General features: G+C 38.4%; 21 protein-coding genes. 17 read left to right on the forward strand and 4 right to left on the reverse strand.

The features are described from left to right. Positions 1 to 522: 522 nt before the first annotated feature. Positions 523 to 3015: a S8 family serine peptidase gene (locus H4J73_RS05395; protein WP_182178090.1), complete on the reverse strand. Its 2493-nt coding sequence runs from the start codon at positions 3013 to 3015 to the stop codon at positions 523 to 525. Positions 3016 to 3770: 755 nt separating this feature from the next. Between H4J73_RS05395 and H4J73_RS05400 the strand changes: the two genes are divergently transcribed. Genes H4J73_RS05400 through H4J73_RS05415 form a run of 4 tightly spaced genes read left to right on the forward strand, consistent with a single transcriptional unit; the run spans position 3771 to position 6899 of the window. Then, positions 3771 to 5225 (forward strand): curlin, encoded by a 1455-nt coding sequence (locus tag H4J73_RS05400; protein ID WP_182178088.1) that lies wholly within the window; start codon positions 3771 to 3773, stop codon positions 5223 to 5225. Positions 5226 to 5283: 58 nt separating this feature from the next. Further along, a complete protein-coding gene (locus H4J73_RS05405) occupies positions 5284 to 5676 on the forward strand; it encodes a CsgE family curli-type amyloid fiber assembly protein (protein WP_182178086.1) in 393 nt (130 codons plus the stop codon). Between the two features lie 16 nt (positions 5677 to 5692). Then, positions 5693 to 6109 carry a curli assembly protein CsgF gene (locus H4J73_RS05410; RefSeq protein ID WP_182178084.1) on the forward strand — a complete coding sequence of 139 codons (417 nt, stop codon included), beginning with the start codon at positions 5693 to 5695 and terminating at the stop codon, positions 6107 to 6109. A gap of 4 nt (positions 6110 to 6113) precedes the next feature. Further along, positions 6114 to 6899, forward strand: coding sequence for a CsgG/HfaB family protein (locus H4J73_RS05415; RefSeq protein ID WP_182178082.1), 786 nt, complete (start codon positions 6114 to 6116; stop codon positions 6897 to 6899). Positions 6900 to 6970: 71 nt separating this feature from the next. Here H4J73_RS05415 and H4J73_RS05420 read toward each other — a convergent pair whose 3' ends face one another. Continuing rightward, entirely contained in the window at positions 6971 to 7675 is a 705-nt protein-coding gene (locus tag H4J73_RS05420; RefSeq protein WP_182178080.1) for a response regulator transcription factor, read from the reverse strand. Between the two features lie 319 nt (positions 7676 to 7994). Here H4J73_RS05420 and H4J73_RS05425 point away from each other — a divergent pair, with 319 nt between their 5' ends. From H4J73_RS05425 to H4J73_RS05435, 3 genes are all read left to right on the forward strand, one after another. Continuing rightward, positions 7995 to 8525, forward strand: a complete 531-nt coding sequence (locus H4J73_RS05425; protein ID WP_182178078.1) for an elongation factor P hydroxylase — start codon at positions 7995 to 7997, stop codon at positions 8523 to 8525. Between the two features lie 18 nt (positions 8526 to 8543). Beyond that, positions 8544 to 9686 carry an ATP-NAD kinase family protein gene (locus tag H4J73_RS05430; protein ID WP_182223193.1) on the forward strand — a complete coding sequence of 381 codons (1143 nt, stop codon included), beginning with the start codon at positions 8544 to 8546 and terminating at the stop codon, positions 9684 to 9686. Between the two features lie 105 nt (positions 9687 to 9791). Beyond that, positions 9792 to 10085: a YfcL family protein gene (locus H4J73_RS05435; RefSeq protein WP_182223192.1), complete on the forward strand. Its 294-nt coding sequence runs from the start codon at positions 9792 to 9794 to the stop codon at positions 10083 to 10085. Between the two features lie 22 nt (positions 10086 to 10107). Here H4J73_RS05435 and mnmC read toward each other — a convergent pair whose 3' ends face one another. Next, the gene (gene mnmC / locus H4J73_RS05440) at positions 10108 to 11400 is read right to left on the reverse strand and encodes an FAD-dependent 5-carboxymethylaminomethyl-2-thiouridine(34) oxidoreductase MnmC (RefSeq protein WP_310649615.1); all 1293 of its coding nucleotides are present in this window, start codon (positions 11398 to 11400) and stop codon (positions 10108 to 10110) included. Positions 11401 to 11576: 176 nt separating this feature from the next. On the opposite strand from mnmC, the gene fabB reads away from it, so the two are divergent. From fabB to purF, 10 genes are all read left to right on the forward strand, one after another. Continuing rightward, entirely contained in the window at positions 11577 to 12788 is a 1212-nt protein-coding gene (fabB, locus tag H4J73_RS05445; RefSeq protein ID WP_182178073.1) for a beta-ketoacyl-ACP synthase I, read from the forward strand. 103 nt (positions 12789 to 12891) lie between these two features. Further along, positions 12892 to 14025 carry a 4-phosphoerythronate dehydrogenase gene (locus tag H4J73_RS05450; RefSeq protein WP_182178071.1) on the forward strand — a complete coding sequence of 378 codons (1134 nt, stop codon included), beginning with the start codon at positions 12892 to 12894 and terminating at the stop codon, positions 14023 to 14025. 40 nt (positions 14026 to 14065) lie between these two features. Beyond that, complete coding sequence (locus H4J73_RS05455) at positions 14066 to 15085, forward strand: aspartate-semialdehyde dehydrogenase (RefSeq protein ID WP_182178069.1); 1020 nt, start codon at positions 14066 to 14068, stop codon at positions 15083 to 15085. Between the two features lie 289 nt (positions 15086 to 15374). Next, positions 15375 to 18800, forward strand: a complete 3426-nt coding sequence (locus H4J73_RS05460; RefSeq protein WP_182223191.1) for a FimV/HubP family polar landmark protein — start codon at positions 15375 to 15377, stop codon at positions 18798 to 18800. A gap of 289 nt (positions 18801 to 19089) precedes the next feature. Continuing rightward, a complete protein-coding gene (gene truA, locus H4J73_RS05465; protein ID WP_182178061.1) occupies positions 19090 to 19872 on the forward strand; it encodes a tRNA pseudouridine(38-40) synthase TruA in 783 nt (260 codons plus the stop codon). A gap of 212 nt (positions 19873 to 20084) precedes the next feature. Beyond that, positions 20085 to 20945 (forward strand): acetyl-CoA carboxylase, carboxyltransferase subunit beta, encoded by an 861-nt coding sequence (accD, locus tag H4J73_RS05470; RefSeq protein WP_182178059.1) that lies wholly within the window; start codon positions 20085 to 20087, stop codon positions 20943 to 20945. Positions 20946 to 20952: 7 nt separating this feature from the next. Further along, a complete protein-coding gene (gene folC, locus H4J73_RS05475; protein WP_182178057.1) occupies positions 20953 to 22254 on the forward strand; it encodes a bifunctional tetrahydrofolate synthase/dihydrofolate synthase in 1302 nt (433 codons plus the stop codon). 29 nt (positions 22255 to 22283) lie between these two features. Continuing rightward, positions 22284 to 22913 carry an SPOR domain-containing protein gene (locus tag H4J73_RS05480; RefSeq protein ID WP_182178055.1) on the forward strand — a complete coding sequence of 210 codons (630 nt, stop codon included), beginning with the start codon at positions 22284 to 22286 and terminating at the stop codon, positions 22911 to 22913. Between the two features lie 97 nt (positions 22914 to 23010). Further along, positions 23011 to 23493 (forward strand): CvpA family protein, encoded by a 483-nt coding sequence (locus H4J73_RS05485; protein WP_182178053.1) that lies wholly within the window; start codon positions 23011 to 23013, stop codon positions 23491 to 23493. A gap of 113 nt (positions 23494 to 23606) precedes the next feature. Beyond that, positions 23607 to 25124 (forward strand): amidophosphoribosyltransferase, encoded by a 1518-nt coding sequence (purF, locus tag H4J73_RS05490; RefSeq protein ID WP_182178051.1) that lies wholly within the window; start codon positions 23607 to 23609, stop codon positions 25122 to 25124. Positions 25125 to 25266: 142 nt separating this feature from the next. Here the strand turns inward: purF and H4J73_RS05495 are convergent, their stop codons facing one another. Then, positions 25267 to 25866, reverse strand: coding sequence for a Yip1 family protein (locus tag H4J73_RS05495; RefSeq protein WP_182178049.1), 600 nt, complete (start codon positions 25864 to 25866; stop codon positions 25267 to 25269). Positions 25867 to 25919: the final 53 nt, after the last annotated feature.

Here is a 25919-nt window from a genome sequence, read left to right on the forward strand (position 1 = left end):
TAGGAAACCCTGTTGTGAATGGTAAATATTGAGCTTCAAGCAATATTTAAACTGCTAAACTTTTAATTTTTCTATACGCACAAATCATTTCGAACTCAAATTAAGTTAACGGCAGCTAAGAGCTTCAAGCGGACGTTAGGAATAACGATAGCTAACTTCCCCTTTGCGCACAAAGTGATCCTAATTTACTATTGGCAAGCCTAATGTAATGGTTCGCTTGATAACTATAGACATAATTACGAGCATAACGCCCTCAATAGCCATAAATCATAGACATATTAAAAATCTCTGAAAATACCTACTCATGGGCCTGCAAGTCATGTCTATAGATGTGTCTGTTTACCGTATTTATTACCTTATTTAACTGAATATCAATCTCTTATTAAAATAAAAAATCCCTAACAGTTTTAATTGTTAGGGATTGTTAGCTAGCTAGAACATCAGTCTGTAATACTTAATATATCGGTGTTACAACTATTTTCTGGTGTTTTTATTGCCTAATCATGTTCTCTTAAATAAAGCTTAGAAGTTAACGGTTACTTCATTTGAACAAGCTGTTGATGCATCACAGATTTGATAAACGAATTGGTTACCCGTTGCGCGACGTTCACGGTCACGGTAAATACCCGTATTTTCGACCGTATCAATTTTTACACCATTACGGAAAATATCTACCCTATCAGCTGAAGTGCCTTCCCAAGTAATATCAACACGTAAGCGACCTAAACGAGACTTGTATGCACGTTTAACTGCGGCTTCAATACTGACTGATGAAACACTTACCAGCATATTTTCTGTACTGTTTAAACCTTCGCTATCCGTTACGGTAAGTGTAACTTCATAGTTACCCGTTGCTGCGAAAGAATGTACAGGGTTTTGTGCGCTCGATATAGCACCGTCACCAAAGTTCCAATCCCAGCTAACCATATCGTCATTTCTATCACTACTGCTATCAGTAAATGTAGCGGTTAGACCGTCTGCTTCATAAGTAAAGCTCGCTTGCGGTGCGCTAGGAAGTGTTTCACCAATACCAGTAATAGTCAGTGCCCAGTTGTTTAATGTGCCGGTATCTGCCGCTGCATTATCAGCAACACTTAATATCCAGTCACCAGTGGCTACTTCGCCGTTGAAAGCGGAAGAGCTAAAGGTACTATCAATGTTATCGTCGCCGCCACCTGATGCACTGTGCAGTGGTGCAGTAGTCCCTGAAGGAGATGTTAACATGACGGTTAAGTCGCCAATCCACGTATGAGTAATATTTACATAAATATCAGAAGCAAAAACGGTAAGTTCATCTGCAACATTAATGGTTGAAGAAATACCTTCTGCATTGTTATCAGGAATACTAACAACCTCATCATTCGTGTAAGTAAACTCGTTCAACCCTTGTGGATTAACCATTAAGCGAACAGTAGATGCTTTAACTAAATCATCACTTGTTCCCGTTACCACAAAAGTATATTCACCCCATTGTGTTTCCGCTGTTGTTGGTACACTCAGTTCAAACGTAGCTCCTGGTGTAGCCGTATCTGTAGATAATGTTGCCCCAGCAAGTGAGCCATCTAAAGTTAAGCTAACTTCACCGTCCCAATCGGCAACAGAACCAACGTTAAAGCTGTAAGTTGCGGTTGCACCAGCTTCAATAGTGTTTGAACCCGGTGTTGCTGCAAGTGTAAAGCCTGGTGTTGGATTAGCATCGTTTAGTGCATTATTAACGTTCAAGCGTTTTCCTGATACTGTTTTACCTGCAAGTGCAGCGTTATCCTCACCAGAGCTCATTAAGAGTGCTTTCATTTCTATCGCACTCAGTTCAGGGTTTACTGACCATGCTAAAGCAGCTGCGCCGGTAACATGTGGCGTCGCCATCGAAGTGCCTGAATATGATGCGTAACCACCACCGGGTATTGTTGATAAAATATCTGAGCCTGGTGCACCTAAATCAACAGTGGTTAAGCCCCATTGTGAAAAACTAGACATACTATCAGTACGCGTTGTACTTGCTACCGCTAATACTGAGTCATGTGGGTAGCCAGAAGGGTAGCTGCTTTGCGCATCGTTGTCGTATGCATCGTTACCGGCTGCAGCGACAAATAAAATGTTTGCTTCTTCAGAAGAGGTTATTGCGTCAGAAAGTGCTTGGCTAAATCCACCACCACCCCAACTGTTGTTGGTTACCCGGACGTTTACGCCGTTATTTTTCAAGCCGACAAAGTAATCAATACAGGCTATTGCATCTGAAGTAGTACCGCCTTGATCACCAAGGAATTTACAACCAATAATAGAGACATCGTGGTTAACACCCACAACACCTAAACCGTTATTGCCTGATGCGCCAATCGTACCTGAAACATGGCTACCGTGTCCTCCGGTATCCATTGGATCACCTACGCCGCTAATAGCGTTAATGCCATGAATGTCATCAATGTAGCCATTGCCATCGTTATCAATGCCGTCACCAGCGATCTCGCCAGGGTTAGACCAGATATTTGCCGTTAAATCAGGGTGTGTATGATCAACACCGGTATCAATAACTCCCACGATCACATCATGACTACCTGTTGATATATCCCATGCCTCAGGTGCATCAATGTCTGCATCTGCAACACCGCCTGATTGACCTGTATTGTTCATGCCCCAAAGGTCAGCGAAGCTACTATCGTCAGGTATAACGCTTGCATGAACGATGTAATCAGGCTCTGCATATAAAACAGCAGGATTTTTACGGAGTTTTTCAAGCGCACTTTTTACTGAAATATTATCAAGGGTAAATTTCGCTATACGACCTTCTTTCAAGTTACGATATTTATCATCAATTTCGTCATTGTTTAAATCAGAAATTTTAGCTCGCACTATGCTGCGAGCAGCACGACGGTCAAATTTAGATGCGCTATCTCTATAGACAACAATTATTGAGTCTGATTTATAAGTAAGACCTTCTTTCGAGCTAAGGTCTAATGATGCATTAGCGAACAAAGGCAGTAACGCCAATGTTAAAGCTGATAATTTTGTTTTCATGTTTTGCTCCATGTTTATTTAGTATTTTGTTCAAATTATTTTTAGCCTAAAGATAATGACTAGGCTACATTCCTTTATTTAAAAATTTTTGCTTACTATGAGTATACGCAACCTTATTACTTTACTCATAAAAATAGGGTTGTGACTATTAAAATGTAACAAACACGACTTTTTCATTACTTTAGGTGTGTGTATTTATCGTTTTTACTACTTTTTTACTACTTTTTGGGCTTCGTTTTTTAAGTGACCTTTGTAGTCCTTTTTTATGAGAGGTTTGATTTTTTATTTTTTCATTGTTGTTTTTTTATTTAATTTATTGTTTTTTATGGTTTTATTGGAATGATAAAATAGGGTGATTTTCATTTGTTGGGAAATAACGTACAGTTTTTAATGCAACGTAGTAAAACGAATTGAGTTTCTTTAGATTTTTTAGGTTTGTGATATGAACCTATACAAAGTGCTTATTTATCATTGTTTAGTCTTTTTTAATAAGCGGATGTAAAAGCTCATAAAGTGAGATTTTACATCAATAAATAAAGCCTGCTTATTACAGTGAAAACGGATAAAGGTATTTACGATTAAGTCCTTATCTTCACTGAAAAATCATTTAAATAATACTATTCGTTATTATTGTCAAACATCTATGGGAATACAAAACGCCATTACAGATAAGACAAAAGCTGCTTATCGATTAATCATCTTTGTGAGCCGATTGTTTACTCACATAAATTAAAAAATAAAAATAAGGATATATTTTGAAACTTAACAAATCATTAATCACTTGCGCTGTTGTTATGGCTCTTGGCCTAAATCAAACAGCATTCGCTGGTGAAGAAACAAAGGGAAAAACAGAAGCGGTTATTATTCAATCAGATCTAATGGCTAATGCAGTAGGTAATGTGATTATGTTGTCACAAACCTCTACTGATGGTGCTGCTTTAGGTAACGAAACAATCATTCTTCAAGAAGGTGATGTTAACGGCTCTGGCTTTACGGTGATCGGTGAAGGCAATATAGCTGAGATAGTACAAGTAGGTAATGACAACTTAGCGGTTGGCACATATGTCGGCAACAATAATGAGTTGTTCGTAGAACAAGAGGGTGATATTAACGAAACTGAGAATAACGTTACGGGTGATGAAAACGCTATTGAAGTGACTCAGTTAGGTACTGGTTATTTAGGTTTTGGTAATCGCGCTATTAATGAAGTTGTTGGCGACAGTAATATAGTTGTTGTTGACCAAGGCGAAGGCGGTCATTGGGCAATTAACTCAGAGTTAACCGGCTCTAATAATACGATCGATATTGTACAAGATGGTCAATGGAATGAAACTTATATTACCAGTATTCGGGGTGACAACAATATTGTTGAAGCTGTTCAAGACGGTTATTGGAGTGTGGCGACTGTCTCAGCGATCACAGGTGATGCTAACGAACTTGCTATCGAACAAGAGGGGGCGCGTAACCGAGTAACTATTGCTTCAGTTGATGGTGATCAAAACGAAATATCTATCGATCAAGAAGGTGATAATAATACAGCTGAATCATCTATTTATACAGGTATTGCTAACACTACGGATATTATGCAAAACGGCAACGCAAACGCTGCTAGTTTTGATGTGATCGGTGATGACAACGATTTTAACTATGTACAAGTTGGTGATAGCAATATCAGTTACATTGGTGCCATTGGCAATAATAATGAATACACTTCAGTACAATTGGGCAGTTTGAACGAAAGTCACGTAGTTAATTTTAACGGCAACAACAATAATATTGACGTGATGCAAGCAGGTGATGAAAATGTTGTTGTTTTAGAGGCTTCAACTGACAACAATGAGTTGACCACAAGCGAAAATGATATTGAAATTGCTCAAACGGGTTTCGCTAACGATGCGGTGGTTATGCTAAGTACTATTATCAACAGTAATGCTAATACTATTGATATCACTCAAACGGGTGAGTTGAATGCCTTGGATATTTTAGTTGAAGGTAGCAACCACCAAATTGGTATTGAACAAATAGGCGATGAAAACTTAATCACTGGAGAAGGTGGTGAAACTATGCTTATTGGAGGTGCTAATATCGCATTTAATATAAGTCAAGTAGGTAATGGTAACATTGTTGAAGGTTCATTTATCAGTGACTCTGGTGTTGTTTCTATTACGCAAGTGGGTGATTGGAATACTGCAGTAATTGTGCAACAATAATTCTCTATTAATTTAAGTGTTAATAAGGGGCTTAAAGCCCCTTTTTATCTATTATAATATGCCTAAATATAAATGCTTATGGGGAGTAATATTCACCCTGTTATTTACACCTTTGTGTCATGCGACAAGCGAAGTAGAAATTGGAGGTTTACTCCTTGATAATACCAAGAGTCGTTTAGGCCATGATTTCTATTTTAAATTTAGTCAGCTGTGGCATGATATTCCAAATAAACAAGGCATAAATGCTCAAATAATTGAGCAAATAGTGCCAAGAGCGGGCACTAAACTTAGTCTACTGCTTAATGGTCGCATAATTTATGTTACTCATTTTGGGCGCCGTCAATCACCCGTTAAAGAAAAAGTAGAACAAGCGATATTTATATTGATTGATGCCATGTCACAGACACAATATAGTCAAAATAGTGTTGATATGGTTGGGAATGGTTGGTAATTAAAGGGAGGTAATCATGAAAAAATTAATTATAGCTTTAGTGGCTCATATTAGCGTAAGCAGTTACGCAGTGAGTTCAGAGTTAGTATACACACCTATTAATCCAAGTTTTGGAGGCAGTGCGTTAAACGGCAGTTTTCTATTAGGTAAAGCACAAGCGCAAAATAAACATAAAGCCGCTCAGAGCAAGAAAAGTTTTGAGGAAAAGGTATCCGATGCCCTTGAACGTGCGACACTCAGTGATATTGTCAGTAAATATAAAGATACCGTATTAGGCGAAAATGCGGAATTCAATAATGGAGAAGATAGCACCTTTATTAGTGGCGATTATCAAATTGATATTTTGTCTGCTAATAGTGACAGTATCACTATAGAAATTACTGATTTATTGACAGGGAAAGTGACCATAATTGAAATACCGAAGTTTGGATAATCAGATGAAAAAAATTATAATCGTGAGCCTTGTTGGCCTTTTGTCGGCTTGTAGTGTACTGGATTCTGCGAGTAATTTATTTCCTCCAAAGCAGTCGTTTGCGACAAAAATGTTGCCCCTAGAAAGCTTTAAAGAACTCAAAGCATTACCTAAACCTAAAGGTGCAATACCTGTGTCGGTGTACGCTTATCGAGACCAAACAGGACAATATAAACCGCAAGCGAATGTAAGCTCATTTTCGACGGCAGTAACGCAAGGGGCAACGTCAATTTTGATGCAAGCATTAAGTGATTCTGACTGGTTTTTACCGGTAGAACGTGAAGGTTTGCAAAATGTGTTAACCGAGCGAAAAATTACCCGTGCGGCTAATCAAGCAAATAAAGCGACAGAAAATATTGAGTTACCACCACTGACTACCGCGAAAATACTACTTGAAGGTGGAATTATTAGCTATGACTCTAATACTAAAACCGGTGGGTTTGGTGCGGAATATTTTGGTATTGGTGCGTCAGAGCTTTATCGTGAAGACCAAATAACGGTTTATATGCGTGCGGTTGACGTTCGCACAGGGCAAGTTCTTGTGTCGGTATCAACCAGTAAAAAGGTTTTGAGCCAAGAGGTTCGTGCTGGTTTTTTTCGCTATGTTAGCTTTAAACGTTTAGCTGAGATGGAAGGGGGCTTTAGTGAAAACGAGCCAATGCATGTCTGTGTACAACAAGCGATTGAAAAAGCCATTACCGAATTAGTAGTGAAAGGTATCGCCCGCAAAGTATGGCGTGCTGACACATAATAATGATAAATGCACACAAAAAAGCCAGTGATTAATCACTGGCTTTTTTGTGTGGTTTTTAACATTCGTATTTAATTTATCGTGGGTATAAAATGTTGTGTTCGACTTATCAGCTCAATTCTATTTCGCGAACTCGTTTTTCGAAAAATACTATAGAGGTGAGTTTTTACTGTATTGGGGCTAATGTGGAGTTGGTCTGCAATTTCTTGATTTTTTGCACCACGTGAAACTAAGCCTATAATGGTATTCTCCCGGCGTGTTAGGCTAGGTAAACTTATTGATTGTTGTTGGCTATTATCAGGAAGCTGATTTGACTTATTCACTTTAATAAGTAACTCGCTCAGTGCACTGTTCATTGTTTTTCGCTTAAACCATCGCTCATTTTTTTGTAATTTTGTGATGCCACGTAAGATCATATCAAGAGGATCCTTTCGATAAAAAATACCGGCAATGTTTGATATTAATAGTTTTTTTTCATGATATATGTTGTCTATTGCATTAAATAAAACAACCCGTGTACTGTTCGCAAGCCTCTGTATTTCACAGGGTATGTCATCAGTAAAATTAAAACTATCTACATCAATAAAAATCAAATCAAAGTCTTTAGATTGATCAATGCTGGGTAAATTTTTTGCTGAGATTATATCGATATCACACGTTTTAACTAAATCTGTAAATTGAAGAGTAGAATGATGAAGTGCATTTTCTGTTATCTTATTTTCGGCGCTATTAATTAAAAAAAAGGCGTTGAATTTAACTCCATTTATTGGACCCATACTTTATCCCTATCCCTATCCATATATTATTGAGTCCTTTTTGCTTATCTAGGCGATAAGGTATGACATATTTATCGTCTTAAGATGTAACAATAAATTAGCATTTGCTATATCAAGATAACAAATTAAAAACTAAATGTCGTTATAAAATAATAAAGATTTTAAATAAAATAAATCACGTCTCAAACAAGCGACTATTGTTCACTTTACTTCGTTATTTAAAAGTGTAGTTTAATGAAAATAGCCAGTGCAAGCCTAAAGAGTTTTGGTTAGAATACGTTGTCAATTTTACTTACGCTATAAATGCCAGAACCCATAGATGCCTGAACAATACCGAGATTTAATTAACATCTTTAATGACACATTTAGTGCCTGTACTAATACTCGCTTGATTAAAGGAGGGGACGAACCTTTATACTCCCCTGCAGATGATGTGTGCGAGTATCACCAAATAATTTTTGCTCATGGTTTTTATGCCAGCGCTTTGCATGAAATCGCACATTGGTGTTTAGCGGGACCTGCTCGAAGATTAAAAGAAGATTTTGGCTATTGGTATACCCCTGATGGGCGAGATCAAATACAGCAAGAACAATTTGAACAAGTAGAAATTAAACCACAAGCAATTGAGTGGGCCCTTAGTGTGTCAACAGGGAAATGCTTTGATGTTTCAATAGACAACTTATCGGGAATGGGCACTACCGATCGTATAGCTTTTAAACGCGCGGTTTATCAGCAAGTAATACATTACTTAAATTCAGGTTTTCCAAATGATGCACAAAAATTCATTGTCGCATTGGCAAACTTTTATCAAACGCCATTACCATTAACCCGTACACATTTTGTGTTGTAGCGATGAATAGGATAAATAGTGAGAAAATTTAGTTTAGGTTTTATCATCAACCCTATTGCAGGCATTGGCGGCAGTGTTGCACTAAAAGGTAGTGACGGTGACGACATTGCAGAAAAAGCCTTAGCACTTGGTGCTACAGCAAAAGCAAACCAACGGGCAAGTTTAGCGCTATCTATTCTTCTACCATATCGGGATCAAATAACCATTTATTGTGCGAATGATCTTATGGGAGAAAAAACCGCTAAAGCGCTTGGCTTTACCACTGAAGTTGTTTTTCAAACCAGGGATACTGAACATACAACGGCTGAAGATACCGAAAATACCGTACAGGCTTTATTGGCTAAAAACATTGATATATTATTATTTGCAGGCGGAGATGGCACCGCACGAAATGTTTGTAAAATAGTGGGAGATAAATGTCCAGTATTAGGTATTCCAGCAGGGTGTAAAATTCACTCTGGGGTTTACGCGGTTACGCCTAAAGCGGCTGGACGCGTTGTTGAAATGATGATCACCAACCAATTAGTAACACTCACCGAAGCTGATGTGATGGATATTGATGAATCACTCTTTCGAGAGGGTATTGTTAAAGCTAAACGATATGGTGAGATGCAAATCCCTGCTGAACTACGGTTTGTACAAGCGGTAAAGTCGGGGGGGAAAGAGCTTGATGAATTAGTACTGCAAGATATTGCAGCCCATGTGATTAATGAAATGGATGATGATCTCTTTGTTATCGGCTCAGGTTCAACGACGGCATTTTTAATGGAGGAATTGGCGTTAGAGAATACATTGCTTGGGGTTGATCTTGTTGAACAACAAAGTTTACTGGCGAGTGATGTGACTGAACCTCAATTATGGCAAGCAATCGCTCGTGCTAAATCAAAGACTAAAACGATTAAATTGGTGATCACGTTGATTGGTGGACAAGGACATATTTTTGGCCGCGGTAATCAACAGCTCAGCCCAAGAGTGATCCGCGCTATTGGGAAAGAAAATATTTTAATTATTGCTACGAAAGCCAAATTATCCGCCTTATCATCAAGACCTTTGATAGCTGATACTGGTGACAGCGATTTAGATATAGCGCTATCAGGTTATTTACCGGTAATAACCGGTTATAACGATCAAGTATTGTATCCTGTGGCAAGTCCACAATAACGTGCTTTCAATATGTTCTTTTGAAAGTATTCTCTGATGATAATATTTTGAAGATAATGTTGCTAAGCCACTCATAAAATTTAACACTGAAAAATAAGTAGAACTATGTCAATTAAAGAAAAAAAATCGTTTGAAAATATTGCCGCATTTTATCTATATTTAGATAATTTATTTGATGAAGATATCAGTGATGACCAATTATTTGCCAGTAGCTACTTACGTGGTTTTATCAGCTTGTCGGTCATTGAATTTGGTGACGAATCGCAGGTACTTTCGCCCGCACTTGCAACAAGCATTGATGAAAAACTACAAGCCGCTCGTACTGAGTTAAGCCCACAAGATAGAAAAATAGTACAAGACTATTGGCTAGACCTTAAACAATCATTTGTATCAGTTTAGTAATAACAGCCTTTATTAAATACTATAAATATTTACGACGAATAATATCGCGAATAACAAACCTGTTGGGTGATAAGTTAAAAAGTTCTTGTTTGCCAACAGGATATTCGCCCCCCGTTAAATCAGCAGTCAAAATATCGGCTAATAGCGGCGCAGTACATAAGCCCCTAGCACCCAAACCGGTAAGTACGTATAGATTTTTAATCACAGGTGCAGGTTCTTGATAACGCCAGTTTTTATCTTTTGCTAAATGGGCGTAGCTGCTTTTATGCTGGGCTATATCAGGCATAGCGCCCACAACCGGTAAGTGATCTGGTGTCATACAGCGTAAACGAGCTTTACTCGAGGTAACGTCTTGTTCGCGCCATGATATTAATTTAGGCAGGCACTTTTCTAACATGGTTAAATTATATTGATCGCCAGCATCTGTTGCCACAATATCGAAACTGTCTTTTTCAAATGTCGCGCCGATGCAATGTTGTTGCTGGTGTGCAGGTGTTAGATAACCTTTGTGGCAAATAACGGTAGATAGGTTTTTAATCTGCTCGTTCGTTGCCATATTTGTTATTTGACCACGCACAGAACTCAGTGGTAATTCATCAATAATATTGAGTTTAATAGATTCAGCACCGCCGCAAAAAATAACAACTTTTTCATTTATTATGCCTTTGTTTGTAGTTAGCTGCCAACTCTCGTCGTCTTGCTGGTTAAGTGCGGTAATGTTTACTTGATTTTTTATCGACAACCGCTGAGTTTGCTGTGCCGCACTAAATAGCTGTTGAACTAATTCACCGGGTGCTATCCACCCAGCGCTGGGCATAAACAACCCACCGTGTTCAAGTGTAATACCGGCTAATAGCGATGCTTGCTCTGCATTTATACTGGTAATTAATTCTTTTGACCAAGGGTTGGTTTGCTCGAAAATTTCTTGTCTTTTTTCTAAAGCTGTTTTGTAGGAAATTTCAAGTAAGCCACACCAATCATGACTAAAAACAAACCCTTTGCTGTATAAATCTTTATAACATTTTAGTGCATGCCAAAATGCCTGTTGGTAAAATAAGCTAATATCATCAACTTGTTGATGAATAAGTGGAAATAATGCACCGACATGATTACTCGAAGCGCCTTGGGCAATTTCTTTATCTTTACAATAAAGTGTTACTTTGATATTTTTTTGAGTCAACGCATAAGCAACACAAGCAGCAGCAACGCCACCACCAATAATAGCAACACTTTCGGGTTGCTTAATAACGGGTCTAATTTGATAGCCTTTTCTTTCAAGCGGCGTATTTAAATTTTTTTGTTGTTTAATCACAAGTATTTATTAAATCCATTGGTTTTCAAGCGCTAAAGATAGTATTTTAGCGTAAATTAAAAGTATCTGTCATAAAATTGTAAAAACCAGTGTACACGTGTACACTGAGCAGACCAGTTTATGGGCAAATTTCTGTATGATATGCCTGATTTTTCAATTTTTAAATGGTTATTCAAATGAAACGTGTAGTGATCACCGGATTAGGCATTGTATCGAGTATCGGTAACAATGCGGAAGAAGTTTTATCATCTCTTAAAGCAGGCCGTTCAGGTATTAGTCAGTCGGAAAGCTTTGCAGAAGCAGGTTTAAAAAGCCATGTTTGGGGCAAACCAACGATTGAGCCTAAAGATCATATTGATCGTAAAGCATTTCGTTTTATGGGTGACGCCGCAGGTTATGCCTACATCGCGATGGAACAAGCCATTACTGATGCAAAATTAACAGACGATCAAGTCTCAAATTTTCGTACTGGCATTGTTGCTGGCTCAGGTGGCGCTTCATCAGAAAATATCGTTATTTCTACTGACACACTACGTAGCCGTGGTATTCGTCGTGTCGGTCCTTATGCTGTTCCCAAAACGATGGGCAGTACCGTTTCAGCCTGTTTAGCTACGCCATTTAAAATTAAAGGTGTTAACTATTCAATCAGTTCAGCTTGTGCAACAAGCGCGCATTGTATTGGCCATGCAATGGAACTTATTCAACTGGGCAAACAAGACATTGTTTTTGCTGGCGGTGGTGAAGAAGTTCATTGGTCTTTAGCGATGATGTTTGATGGAATGGGCGCATTATCTGCGGGTCGTAACGACACACCTGAATTAGCTTCACGCACTTACGATAGCGATCGTGATGGTTTTGTTATTTCTGGTGGCGGCGGTATGGTAGTTGTTGAAGAGCTTGAACATGCATTGGCACGTGGCGCACATATTTATGCTGAAATTGTCGGTTACGGCGCAACTTCAGATGGTTATGACATGGTAGCTCCAAGTGGCGAAGGCGCTGTGCGTTGTATGCAACAAGCCATGCAAGGTGTTGAAGGTAAAGTTGACTACTTAAACACACACGGTACTTCTACACCAGTTGGTGATGTTAAAGAGCTTGGTGCCATTCAAGAATTGTTTGGCAAAGATTCTCCAGCGATCAGTGCAACTAAAGCAATGACAGGCCATGCACTTGGCGCTGCAGGTGTTCACGAAACTATTTATTCATTATTAATGATGGAAAACAGCTTTGTTGCGCCGTCTATCAATATTGATAATTTAGATGAAAAAGCACAAGGCTTAGATATTGTTACAGAAAAACGTGACGTAGACCTTAACTTGGTTATGTCTAACAGTTTTGGTTTTGGTGGCACTAACGCGACTTTAGTTATGCAAAAATACAAATAACGATTAATATTTTTTTATTTAAAAAGCCACTTTATAGTGGCTTTTTTGCATTTAAGCTACAATAGCTTTCATCTGTTCAATAATTACCTTAAGCCTCTAAACCATGAATATTTTTTACGATGAAAATATGCCCTTTGCCCAAGCGTTTTTTGGCGACTTAGGTCAATTACACGCATTTGTTGGTCGTGAGTTAACCGCCCAACAAACGAAAAGTGCTGATGTTTTATTAGTACGGTCGATAACTAAAGTTAATCAAGCGTTATTGGCCAGTAATTCAACTTGTCAGTTTGTCGGTACGGCAACGATTGGTGTTGACCATATTGATCAAAACTATTTAAGTGAACGAGGCATTACGTTTACTTCTGCTCCTGGCTGTAATGCAATTTCAGTTGCTGAATATGTGATCAGTGCTTTGGTTGTCTTAGCAGAACGTTACTTAATTGACTTGTTATCGTTAACCATAGGAATTGTTGGTGGTGGTAATACTGGTACTCGGTTAAGCGAAAAGTTATCAGCGTTAGGTATTAAGGCTTTAATTTGCGATCCTATACTTGAAGCTCAACAGAAAAAAAACAGTAAAGACAAGCATCATTATTCATCACTCGAAGACGTACTTTCTTGTGATGTAGTTTCATTGCATGTGCCTATTGTGGAGAATGGCGACCATCCAACTTTCCACCTACTCAACGAAAATCGATTAAAGCAACTCAATGATCACCAAATTCTAATTAACGCTTGTCGTGGTGAGGTTATCGATAATAAAGCGTTACTGGCGCTAAAAAAGCAGGGGCATGGGGTAAAGCTTGTTTTAGATGTATGGGAAAATGAACCCAATATATTACACGAGCTTATTGCCTATACTGAAATCTCCTCTGCACATATTGCTGGTTATAGCTTAGAAGGAAAAGCACGTGGTACGGAAATACTCTATCAGGCATTATGTAAGCAGCTTGAAATACCGGTAGATAAGCAGTTAAGTGATTTTTTACCACGAGCGTCAATAACCGAAGTTGAAATTAATCAACCGTTCGAGCAAATACTACTAAACCAGCTAGTAAAAATGGTTTACGATGTACGCCGTGATGATGGAATTTTCAGACAAACAGTTTTAAGTCATGGCTTTGACCATATCAGAAAAACTTATCCAGCTCGTAGGGAGTTTTCTTCGGTTAAAGTAACCATGTCGAATCAAGCCAAGAGTGATGTGCCACATCATCTTGGTTTTCTTAAGCAGTAACGCATTAGTGCACTGTTTTTCAAAGTAAAGAGAGAGTGATATGGCACAAAAATTTGATGTCTGCGTTTTAGGCGCAACAGGCTTGGTGGGTAAAACCATCATAGAGTTATTAGAAGAACGTGATTTTCCAATTAATAAATTATATCCGCTGGCTAGTGCACGTTCAGCCGGTGAATTTATTGATTTTAATGGGGAGAGTATTGAAGTACTCGACGCTGACCATTTTGATTTTAGCCAAGCACAAATTGGTTTCTTCTCAGCAGGTGGTTCAGTATCTGCTAAATTTGCACCTATTGCTGGTGAAGCAGGTTGTATTGTTATTGATAATACCTCAGAGTTTAGATACGACGCAGATATCCCTCTGATCGTCCCTGAAGTTAACCCAAGTGCATTAGCTGATTATCGCAACCGTAATATCATCGCTAACCCTAATTGTTCAACGATTCAAATGATGGTGGCGTTAAAGCCTATTTATGATGCTGTGGGTATTAATCGTATTAACGTCTCCACTTACCAATCAGTTTCTGGTGGCGGTAAAGCAGCAATAGACGAACTAGCAAAACAAACTGCAGATTTATTAAGCGGAAAGCCTGTTGAAACAAAACATTTTCCTCGTCAAATCGCTTTTAATGTTATCCCTCAAATTGATGTGTTCATGGATAATGGCTACACCAAAGAAGAAATGAAAATGGTATGGGAAACTAAAAAAATTCTTGGTGACGAAAATGTACTTGTTAACCCAACTGCCGTTCGCGTCCCCGTATTCTTTGGTCATGGTGAATCGTTACATATTGAAACAGGAACACCTATTTCAGCTGAAGAAGTTAAAGATTTATTAGAGCAAGCTCAAGGACTTGTTGTTTGTCGTAATGACGAAGACTTTCCAACCCAGATAGGCGATGCAAGCGGAAAAGATGCAACCTATGTTGGTCGTATTCGTGAAGATATTAGTCACAGTAGCGGTATAAATATGTGGGTTGTTGCTGACAATGTACGTAAAGGTGCAGCAACTAACAGTGTACAAATTGCAGAGTTATTGGTTAAAGACTACCTTTCATAAATTACCCCAAGTGAGTTAGTTCAGGTTAAATGCTCGTTAACCTTAAGATTTATTAAAGAAAAATCAAAACTCGTCGTTATAGTTAACGACGAGTTTTTTTGTTTCGTTATGACTAAAACTCTTGGTATTTACTTGCTATCATATAGGTCGTAAGAGTAAGGTTGGAATAGAATTTGCTTTACTTTCTCTAGGCTTAAAGTGCCAAACTATTGGCAATAAATAAAAATAATTAGGAAACTTGATGCATCGATTATTACGCCTGTGCCTATGGCAGGTAATATTTATAAGCATGACTACATTTAGTGTTTCTCTATTCGCCTTTGAAGAAGGCGGTATTCGTATTAGGGGACCTAAAGCTACGGATATGTTTCCGTATGATCAATATGGACCTATTACGTCAAAAGATACCCTATGGAATATTGCTTTAAAAGTTCGTCCAGACCCAGCGTTATCTGTTTATCAAGTGATGCAGGCGCTATATCAAAAAAATCCTCAAGCATTTAAAGAAAATAATTTAAATCATCTTAATAACGGACAATATTTAAAATTACCGTCTATTGATGAAATGCGTGCAATAAATCCCGTGCAGGCAAAAAGTAAATCAACGACTGATGATAAAACATGGCAAAAGAAAGTCGCTAAAACAGTGAAGAAAAAAGTTGTTCCTCCCGCTGAACTCGCCATTAAAAAGAAAGATTTAGACGCAACAAAAAAAGAAATTAATGCACAACTTGAAGAAATAGATACAAAGCAAACGGTTCGCTTAGAAACTATTCAAAATGATGTTTTAGATTCCATTGATGGCTTGCAAGCGATACTCAAAGAAAATGAAAATCTTAATTCTCGTTTAAGTAATTTCAATGAACAGCTCGATGTCATGCAAAATGAAGTAGCAAAAGGCAAAGAAATAAAGCTTCAGCTTAATGATGTTATAGCGCTTCAACAAAAACTACTAGAAAAGGCAGAAGCGAGAGAGCAAGAACTATTATTAGAAAAACAAAAAATTGAACTTGAAAATGAAGGGATAACGTCACAACTTTGGTTCAAGATACTTATGTCAACCTTGCCAGCATTGAGTGCCATAATGTTTGGTGCTTGGTTAATACGTCGTAAGAAAAGTGGTGAAGTAGAAAACGTTGCTAAGCCTAAAAAGTCAAAAGCAGCTGAACAAGAAAAGCCTGAAAATAAAGAAGAAACACTTGGGACTTTAGACAGTGAACTCTCCCTTGATGATGAGTTATCTTTAGACGATGAACTGTCAATGGACCTAGATGAAGATGATCTTAATTTGGATGATTCATTATTTTCTGACGATGACGATGGCTTAGGCTCCCTAGATGATGAGTTACTTGATGATGTTATTCATTTAGATGAAGATTTAGATGACTTAGATGACTTAGATGGACTTGATGATTTAGATGATTTGGAAGATATATCACTTGATGGTGAAGAGCTAGAAGGTGGAGAGTTAGATCAAAGTGATTTAGACTCTTTACTTTCAGGTCTTGGTGACGAGGATGAAGAAGATACAAGCAAGGAAGAGGCGGCAGGAGAAGTATTAGAAGGAGGCGAATTAGGTCAAGATTTACTTAATGATTTATTAAATGAAGCTACAGATGAAAAGGCACCTGCTGAACTCACTGACCCTAACGATATCGATGCGTTGATGGAATCGGTAGTGGAAGCGCCTGCTGAACTCACTGACCCTGACGATATCGATGCGTTGATGGACTCGGTAGTGGAAGCGCCTGCTGAACTCACTGACCCTGACGATATCGATGCGTTGATGGATTCGGTAGTGGAAGCGCCTGCTGAACTCACTGACCCTGACGATATCGATGCGTTGATGGATTCGGTAGTGGAAGCGCCTGCTGAACTCACTGACCCTGACGATATCGATGCGTTGATGGACTCGGTAGTGGAAGCGCCTGCTGAACTCACTGACCCTGACGATATCGATGCGTTGATGGACTCTATAGCTCCAACAGTACCAACCCCAGAAGTGGTTGACGACGGTCCTGCAGAGCTGACCGACCCGGATGATATTGATGCCTTGATGGATTCAATGGCAGCAGCTCCAGCAGCTGATCCTATACCTGAAGTGGTTGATGACGGTCTGACAGAGCTGACTGACCCAGATGATATTGATGCCTTGATGGATTCAATAGCAGCAGCTCCAGCAGCTGATCCTATACCTGAAGTGGTTAATGACGGTCCGACAGAACTAACAGACCCAGATGATATTGATGCCTTGATGGATTCAATAGCAGCAGCTGAACCTATACCTGAAGTGGTTAATGACGGTCCGACAGAGCTAACAGACCCAGATGATATTGATGCCTTGATGGACTCAATAGCAGCAGCTGAACCTGCTGATCATATACCTGAAGTGGTTAATGACAGTCCGACAGAGCTAACAGACCCAGATGATATTGATGCCTTGATGGACTCAATGGTTAAAGAAAGTGCCGTTGCAGAACTCAACGAGAAGCCTGAAAATTTTGAAATTTCAGATCCTGACGACATTGATGCGTTATTAGACTCAATGGCCGACCCTAGAGAGGTGTCAAAACCTATTACGGCCGATGATATTGTTGATCCGCTTGATGATTTAGCTGCAGATAAGATTAATGAAAATATAGACTTAACTGAATCTGATGACATTGACAGTTTGCTTGGCGATATACAGAGCAATGAAGGGCAGCCTTCCAACGAATCGCCTATGCATGCAGACGCTGATATAACAGCAGATGAAATTGATACAACGGAAGGTGAAAATAAAGCGCTTATTGAAAACTTTACAAATGATTATGTCGCACCGTTCTTATCCGTAGATTTTAGTGCGTTGCTTAATGAAAATATTGAAAAGTCAATTGATGACGCTGATGTCAGCACGAGCGAAAACAAAAACTTGTCTGATGAACTTGACATAGATGCACTGTTGGCTGAAGTTGCAGACAGCGATAACTCGCTTACAAATGAGTTAGATATTGGAGATGATATACTTACTGATGGACCAGCGAATGATCAAGGGGCTGAATCATCAACTGATTATACCGATAGTGACGTATTAGCGGATTTATTGGCTGATGAAAAAACTACACAAAGCAGTGCTGTTAGTTATAATAGTGAGAGTGACGCGATTGAAGACCTTGATAATGTCGACTTTGATGAACTACTCGCCAATATAGAAGAAGGTCAGCCCCCCTCGTCAAGTGGTTTAGATTTATCTGATAATTTTACGACTGATGATATCGACCTAGATACGGTTGACTTAGCAGCAGAGCAATCAGATGATGAAATCAACATAGTCATTGATGAAGAGGATTTTAGTCTCGACTTAGATGATGCTTTAGAGATTGGAGATGATCTAGATAGTGATAATAATTTAAATATTGATTTTAATAGCGATGAAGACGATTTTGTTTCTGTAGACTCTTTATTATCCGATAGTCTAGGCTCAACAAATGCTGATGAACCTTACAATAAAACTGATTTTAATGTCGGATTAAGTCAGTTTCCTGAATTTTCTGGCGATAACTCTGCCGAAGACGAAGACGATAACGGTATCGCTGCAAAATTGGATTTAGCCAAAGTTTATATTGAAATTGGCGACAATGAAAATGCTGAAGTGATACTTCAAGATGTTGTTGAAAAAGGCGACGCACAGCAACAATTTGATGCTCAGCAATTACTTGATAATATCAGTTTATAAATAACACGCTTGAACCTTTTATTTAAAGCCACTTTTGTGGCTTTTTTTATATCGCCACGCCCAATGATGAGAGAGGTTAAAGCGCGGCTTCAATCGATTCAGAATGATTTGATACGGCGTTCAATAAATCAAATACAGAGCAACGATGTTTACTTCATTCTCTTTAAATAATCGTGTTTAATGGCAATTAAAATCCTAAACGTTGATAGCTAGAGGCTATTATGTAAAACCTCATTGGCATAAACCTTAAAATATTGGATAATGTGCGCATTATAATTGGGAGTTATTGATGCGTTACGCTTTAGGTATTGAATACGATGGAAGTCGTTATCACGGTTGGCAACGACAAAAAAATGCGGTCAGTGTTCAACAAAATGTAGAAAAAGCCTTATCAAAAATTGCTGATGAAAACATTGAAGTTATTTGTGCCGGTAGGACCGACACAGGTGTTAGTGCAACCAACCAAGTTATTCACTTTGAAACAGATAAAGTGCGTAAAGATGTTGCTTGGACACTTGGCGTTAATACTAATTTACCCAGTGACATTGCTGTTTCGTGGGTGAAGCAAGTTGATGAAAGTTTTCATGCTCGATTTAGCGCAACAGCACGTCGTTATCGCTATGTTATTAATAACAATCGTTTAAGGTCTGCGATTTTAAGTCAGGGAATAACGTCCTGTCATTATCCACTCGATGAAAAATTAATGCATCAGGCGGCTCAGTCTTTACTGGGTAAGCATGATTTTACTTCTTTTCGGACGGTTCATTGTCAGTCACACTCTCCGGTTCGAACACTGATTCACTGTAATGTTTCTCGCCAAGGCGACTTTGTTATTATTGATGTAAAAGGCAATGCTTTTTTACACCATATGGTGAGAAATATCGCGGGTAGTTTAATGCGTGTAGGTCAACAATTAGAAGCAGTAGCGTGGCTGGGTGAAGTACTCGAAGCTAAAAATCGTTGCGTAGCTGGTATGATGGCATCCGCTGCGGGTTTATATTTTGTTGGTGTCGACTACCCACAAGAGTTTAATATCCCAAAACCTCCGCTGGGGCCACTATTTTTACTTTAAGATAAATATTGGCAGAATGAGCAATTACAAACTGTTAATTCCAACAAAACAGACCAGTTTTTTGTATTCACAGTAGGGCTAAATGTGCTTTAATTGTCGGTTATAGTTAGAGTAATTCAAAAATTAACAATTTGCTGATAGGTTGAAACCAATATCGGCAAATTTTTTTATGTTCCTAAGAACATATTAGGTAAAGAAGGCAAAAATAAATTATGAGCTGGATCGAAAGAATTCTCCCAAAAGCGAAGACAACACAAAAGCGCAATATCCCTGAGGGTGTTTGGAGCAAGTGCTCTTCTTGTAATGCGGTGCTTTATAAAGCTGAACTTGATAGATTATTATCAGTTTGTCCAAAATGTGATCACCACATGCGTATTTCTGCACGTAAGCGAATCGATTGCTTTTTAGATAAAGATAACCGTGCTGAATTAGGTGAAGAGTTTGAAGCACAAGATATCTTGAAGTTCAAAGATTCAAAACGCTATAAAGACCGTTTAAGTGCGGCGCAAAAAAGTACCGGTGAAAAAGATGCACTTGTTGTTATGAGAGGCGAACTCAACGGTATGCCAATTGTTGCTGCGGCTTTTGAATTTTCATTTTTAGGCGGATCAATGGCCTCGGTTGTGGGAGCTAGGTTTGTTAAAGGGGTTGAATACTGCCTTGAGCATAATGTCCCACTTGTTTGTTTTTCTGCCAGTGGCGGCGCGCGGATGCAAGAAGCACTATTTTCATTAATGCAAATGGCAAAAACGAGTGCCGCACTAGCAAAAATGAGTGAAAAAGGTTTACCTTACGTTTCGGTATTAACTGACCCAACGATGGGCGGTGTATCAGCTAGTTTAGCGATGCTAGGTGATGTTAACGTCGCAGAGCCTAAAGCCTTAATTGGTTTTGCTGGCCCACGTGTTATTGAACAAACCGTACGTGAAAAACTACCTGAAGGTTTTCAACGCAGTGAGTTTTTAAAAGAGAAGGGTGCTATTGATATTATTGTTGATCGACGTGATATGCGAAATACACTGTCTCGACTGTTAGCTAAATTCATGGGGCATCCAAGCCTTAACGTTTCATAAATATATTATGCAAAAAAACAATAAAAGCCATTCTGCTAGAAAGTCTCTAGCTCAATGGCTTTCTTATTTAGAAACTATTCATTTAACTGAAATTGACTTGGGTCTGACACGTATTTCGCATGTCGCCAAGCGATTAAATATCGATTTCAGTTTTGCTCAAGTGATCACGGTTGCAGGTACTAATGGTAAAGGTACAACATGTGCTTTTATTGAAAATGCTTTGCTCGCTCATGATAAAACGGTTGCGGTGTATTCTTCACCACATATTGAAAATTTTAATGAACGTTTACGTATTAATAATATCGATATAGACGACCAATCATTGATCTCTGCATTTGAGCTAATAGAAGAACAGCGTGACGATATTTCACTGACTTACTATGAATATACAACCTTAGCTGCATTTATTGTATTAATGGCAATAAAGCCAGCCTTCATTATTCTTGAAGTTGGTTTAGGTGGACGCCTAGATGCTACAAATTTAATTGATGCTGATATTGCCGTGATCACCACAATAGATTTAGACCACCAAGCTTATTTAGGGGACAACCGTGAAAGCATTGGCTTTGAAAAAGCGGGTATTATGCGAGCTAATCAAAAAGTCGTAATAGGTGATACTCAATGTCCTAAATCTGTGCTTACACACGCCAAAAACATCAACGCGCTTGTAAGTCTGCGCGAGCATGACTTTTCTATTAAAATGCTACCATCAGTGGCTAACAAGCCCTTTTGCGCTTTGTGGTGCTGGAAATTTGGTGAACTGCGAGTTAATAAGTTAGCTAAACCCTTTATACCTCAAGACAACGTAGCGACAGCATTAACAGCTTTGGCACTACTAAAAGATTTCTCGTTTGTTTTTAATACTGAAAATATCAATGCTTTAATCCAAACAACAAAAGTTGCTGGACGTACAGAACTTTTCACGAGCAAAGGTTTAAACAGTCGTGTTTTGCTGGATGTTGGCCATAACCCACAAGCAGCGCGTTATTTAGTTGAATACTTGAAATCACAACAGTACAACAAACTCTATGCCGTTACTGGTATGCTAAAAGACAAAGATATTGCCAATACCTTTCGACCATTATCAGCCCTTGTTGATCATTGGTATTTAGGTGGATTATCAATGCCTCGTGGCGCTAGCGCAAAAGAGTTAGCCGAAAAACTGTCATTAAATGAAGATTCAGCTAATTGTTTTGACAATATTACTCAGGCATTTAGAATGGCTAACAAAAATTCAACAGCAACAGATCTTATTTTAGTGTTTGGATCATTTTATACCGTTGCTGAAGTCAGACGTTTACTGCTGTAGTTTTATTAACTTCAGCCGGGGAGTTTCATTTGTCTACACCTTTTCAAAATCGCTTAGTTGGCACTATTATCGTGGCTGCAATTGCTATTATTATTTTGCCAGATTTACTTGACGGCAATAAAAAGACTTATCAAGATGAGTTTGAAAAAATTCCACCTCCACCTCATGTTGAATTTGACAAGAATACGCGGATTTTTCCTCAAGATAAAATTGTAAAAATAAAAGATGAAGCATTGAGTGATGAACTTGCGCTAGATGATGAATTACCGACTGCGGAACAACCGATAAAATATGCGGTTCAAACTGAGGGTAAAGACAGTGATGCTCAGCGTTTAAATAATTCAACGGTGAGTGCAGAAAAAGAACTAACCGAGAAAATACCAGAAAAAACCTTGCCGGAAAAGTCAGTATTAAAACAAGCATGGGTGGTGCAATTAGGGAGTTTTCGACATAAAAAAAATGTTGCTAAGTTATTGCTCAAGCTTAAAGACAACGGTTACACCGCTTTTACTAAACCGATAAATACAAAAAATGGTGCATTAATCAAAGTCTTTATTGGCCCCGAACTTATTAAAAGCTCACTAATGGAAAAAATTACTCCATTGGAAAAACTCACTGGAGTTCAAGGTAAAGTTGCTCGCTTCTACCCAACAAAATAATTCACTGTAAAAATAAAAGATTGGCACAATAAGGCGTATTCCTGTTAGAATGCGCGCCTGATTATACTGGTAAGTATTCATTGGTAGCGTTTAATTTATGGTTTGGATAGACTATGCCATCTTGGCAGTTGTAGGCATTTCAACATTAATTAGCTTAGTGCGCGGCTTTGTTAAAGAAGCAGTTTCGCTAGTTATCTGGATCAGTGCCTTTTTTATTGCCAGTAATTTTTATGTAAACCTCTCCAGTTTATTGACTAATATTTCCGATCAAACGCTTCGTAATGCTGCTGCGATTGCTATTCTCTTTATCACTACGTTAATTCTCGGTGCACTTGTTAATTATTTAATTGGTCAACTCGTCAGTAAAACGGGTTTATCTGGTACCGATCGTATACTAGGTCTTGTTTTTGGTGCATTACGTGGCGTATTAATTATTAGTGCTGTGCTATTCTTTATGGATGCCTTTACACCTGCATCATCAACCACGTGGTGGACAAGTTCTCAACTGATCCCCGAGTTTACACTCATTGTAGAATGGTTTTTTGAATACCTAAAAAATTCATCAAGCTTTTTGAAATAATTTTATTCCAGTGCCATTAATACGGGGCTGATACTAATTAGTATAATTTTTATTTACTTAGCGTTTATTTTCTTTAAAACGCTTTTAAACTTAGTTCTGTGGAGAGTAAGCTCATGTGTGGTATTGTTGGCATTGTTGGGAAAACATCGGTTGGTCAGGCATTATATGACGGATTAACTGTACTGCAACATCGTGGTCAAGACGCTGCTGGTATTGTGACTATTCATAACAATACCTTCAGACTACGCAAAGGTAATGGTTTGGTAAAAGACGTATTTCACACACGTCATATGTTGCGATTACAAGGTAACATGGGTATTGGTCATATTAGATACCCAACCGCAGGCACCTCAAGTTCTTCAGAAGCTCAACCTTTTTATGCCAATGCCCCTTTTGGGATTTCTCTCGCACATAATGGTAATTTAACCAATGCGATAGAATTAAAAGAGTGGTTGTTTAATGTTGCACGTCGTCATGTTAATACGACGTCTGATTCTGAGTTATTACTGAATATTCTTGGTCATGAATTACAACTGACTGAAAATTTAAAATTAACACCTGATGATATTTTTAAAGCGATCAGTAATGTGCACAAGCGAATTCGTGGCGCTTATGCAACGGTTGCCTTAATTATAGGTCATGGCATGGTTGTATTTCGTGACCCAAATGGAATTCGTCCTTTAGTATTTGGTAAGCGTGTAACTGCTACAGGCACTGAATATATGGTGGCTTCTGAGTCGGTAGCACTTGATGCCAACGACTTTGAATTTGTGCGAGATGTTGCCCCTGGTGAAGCAATTTATTTCACTGAAGATGGACAAATACACAGTCAACAATGTGCAGAAAACCCAGCTTACAACCCTTGTATTTTTGAATACGTTTATTTTGCTCGTCCTGACTCAGCTATTGATAAAATTTCTGTATATGGTTCTCGTGTTGAAATGGGCAAAAAATTGGGTGATAAAATAGCTAAAGAATGGGAAGACATAGATATTGATGTTGTTATCCCCATCCCTGAAACATCATGTGATACTGCGCTAGAAATTGCTCGTCATCTTGGTATTCCGTATCGCCAAGGTTTTGTGAAAAATAGGTATATTGGGCGTACTTTTATTATGCCTGGTCAAGAGCAGCGTAAAAAATCAGTACGTCGTAAACTTAATGCTATAACAACTGAATTTGCTGGCAAGAACGTTTTGTTGGTTGATGACTCTATTGTACGTGGCACCACTTCTGGACAAATCATTGAAATGGCTCGCTCTGCCGGTGCTAAGAATGTTTATTTCGCTTCAGCAGCCCCGGAAATTCGTTTTCCTAATGTCTATGGTATTGATATGCCAAGTGCCAATGAATTGATTGCTCACGGACGTGAAGTCGACGATATTTGCCAGTTAATTGGTGCAGATAAACTTATCTATCAAACATTGGAAGATTTGGTGAGTGCTGTAGGCAGTGTAAACCCTGAAATTAAACAGTTCGAAACATCAGTGTTCGATGGTCAGTATATTACTAAAGACATTAACCAAGGCTATTTAGAACGATTAGACGCTTTGAGAAACAATGATAATAAAGAAGATTCAGATAAAAATGCTGATTCAATTATTGATATGCACAACGAAGGTGCCGAATAGCGAGTTAATAACAGTAGCTAGTGATTTATCGTATTAAAAAAAAGCCCGTTTAGCTTCACGCCAAACGGGCTTTTTATTATAAAAAGAACTTATGCCGCATACTATTAGTGATTAACAATGTCGTTCTGATAACGCTAAAACGTTACGATACATATTCGGAGCCAAAACCCATACCTAACATAATGGCGCTAAATGCCATTAAAGAAACAAGTAGTACTAGACCACAGGTAACCACGGAACTTGAATAAATAAACCCTTTCTCTTCAGGAATATTCATCATGATGGGAACGCCTGAATAAAGTAAATAAACAGAGTAACAAAGTGCGCCTAGCCCTGCTAAAGCAACAAACCATAAAACAGGAAATAATGCGGTTACACCAACCATTAATAATGGTGTTGCGGTATAAGCAGCTAACTCTAAAGATTGCGTAAAATCAGGTTTAGCGTCAAATGTTTTTGCCATCCACTGAATTAAAAAAGCTAAACCAATAACGCCAAAAACTAAGCCTAAATACATTGCTACTGACATTGACATTGCACTCGATTGAGTGAGCTTTATTGGGTCACCTACGCCTATTGTCCACCCAATATGAGCGGCTGCGAAATAACTACAAATGGCCGGTATTAACGCAATGGTAAGAATATGAACCATGCTATACATTAAGCTTTCATGACGTTTTTCAATTGTGTGCCATTCTTTCTTAGGGTCAGTGTACAATCCCCATATATGATTTAATATCATAATAAAATCCTCTCGCTGTCCCCAAAATTACATTTATTATTTTTTAGTTTTTA

Origin of the sequence: Colwellia sp. MB3u-41 (assembly GCF_014076845.1) — a bacterium.
GTDB lineage: Bacteria > Pseudomonadota > Gammaproteobacteria > Enterobacterales > Alteromonadaceae > Colwellia_A.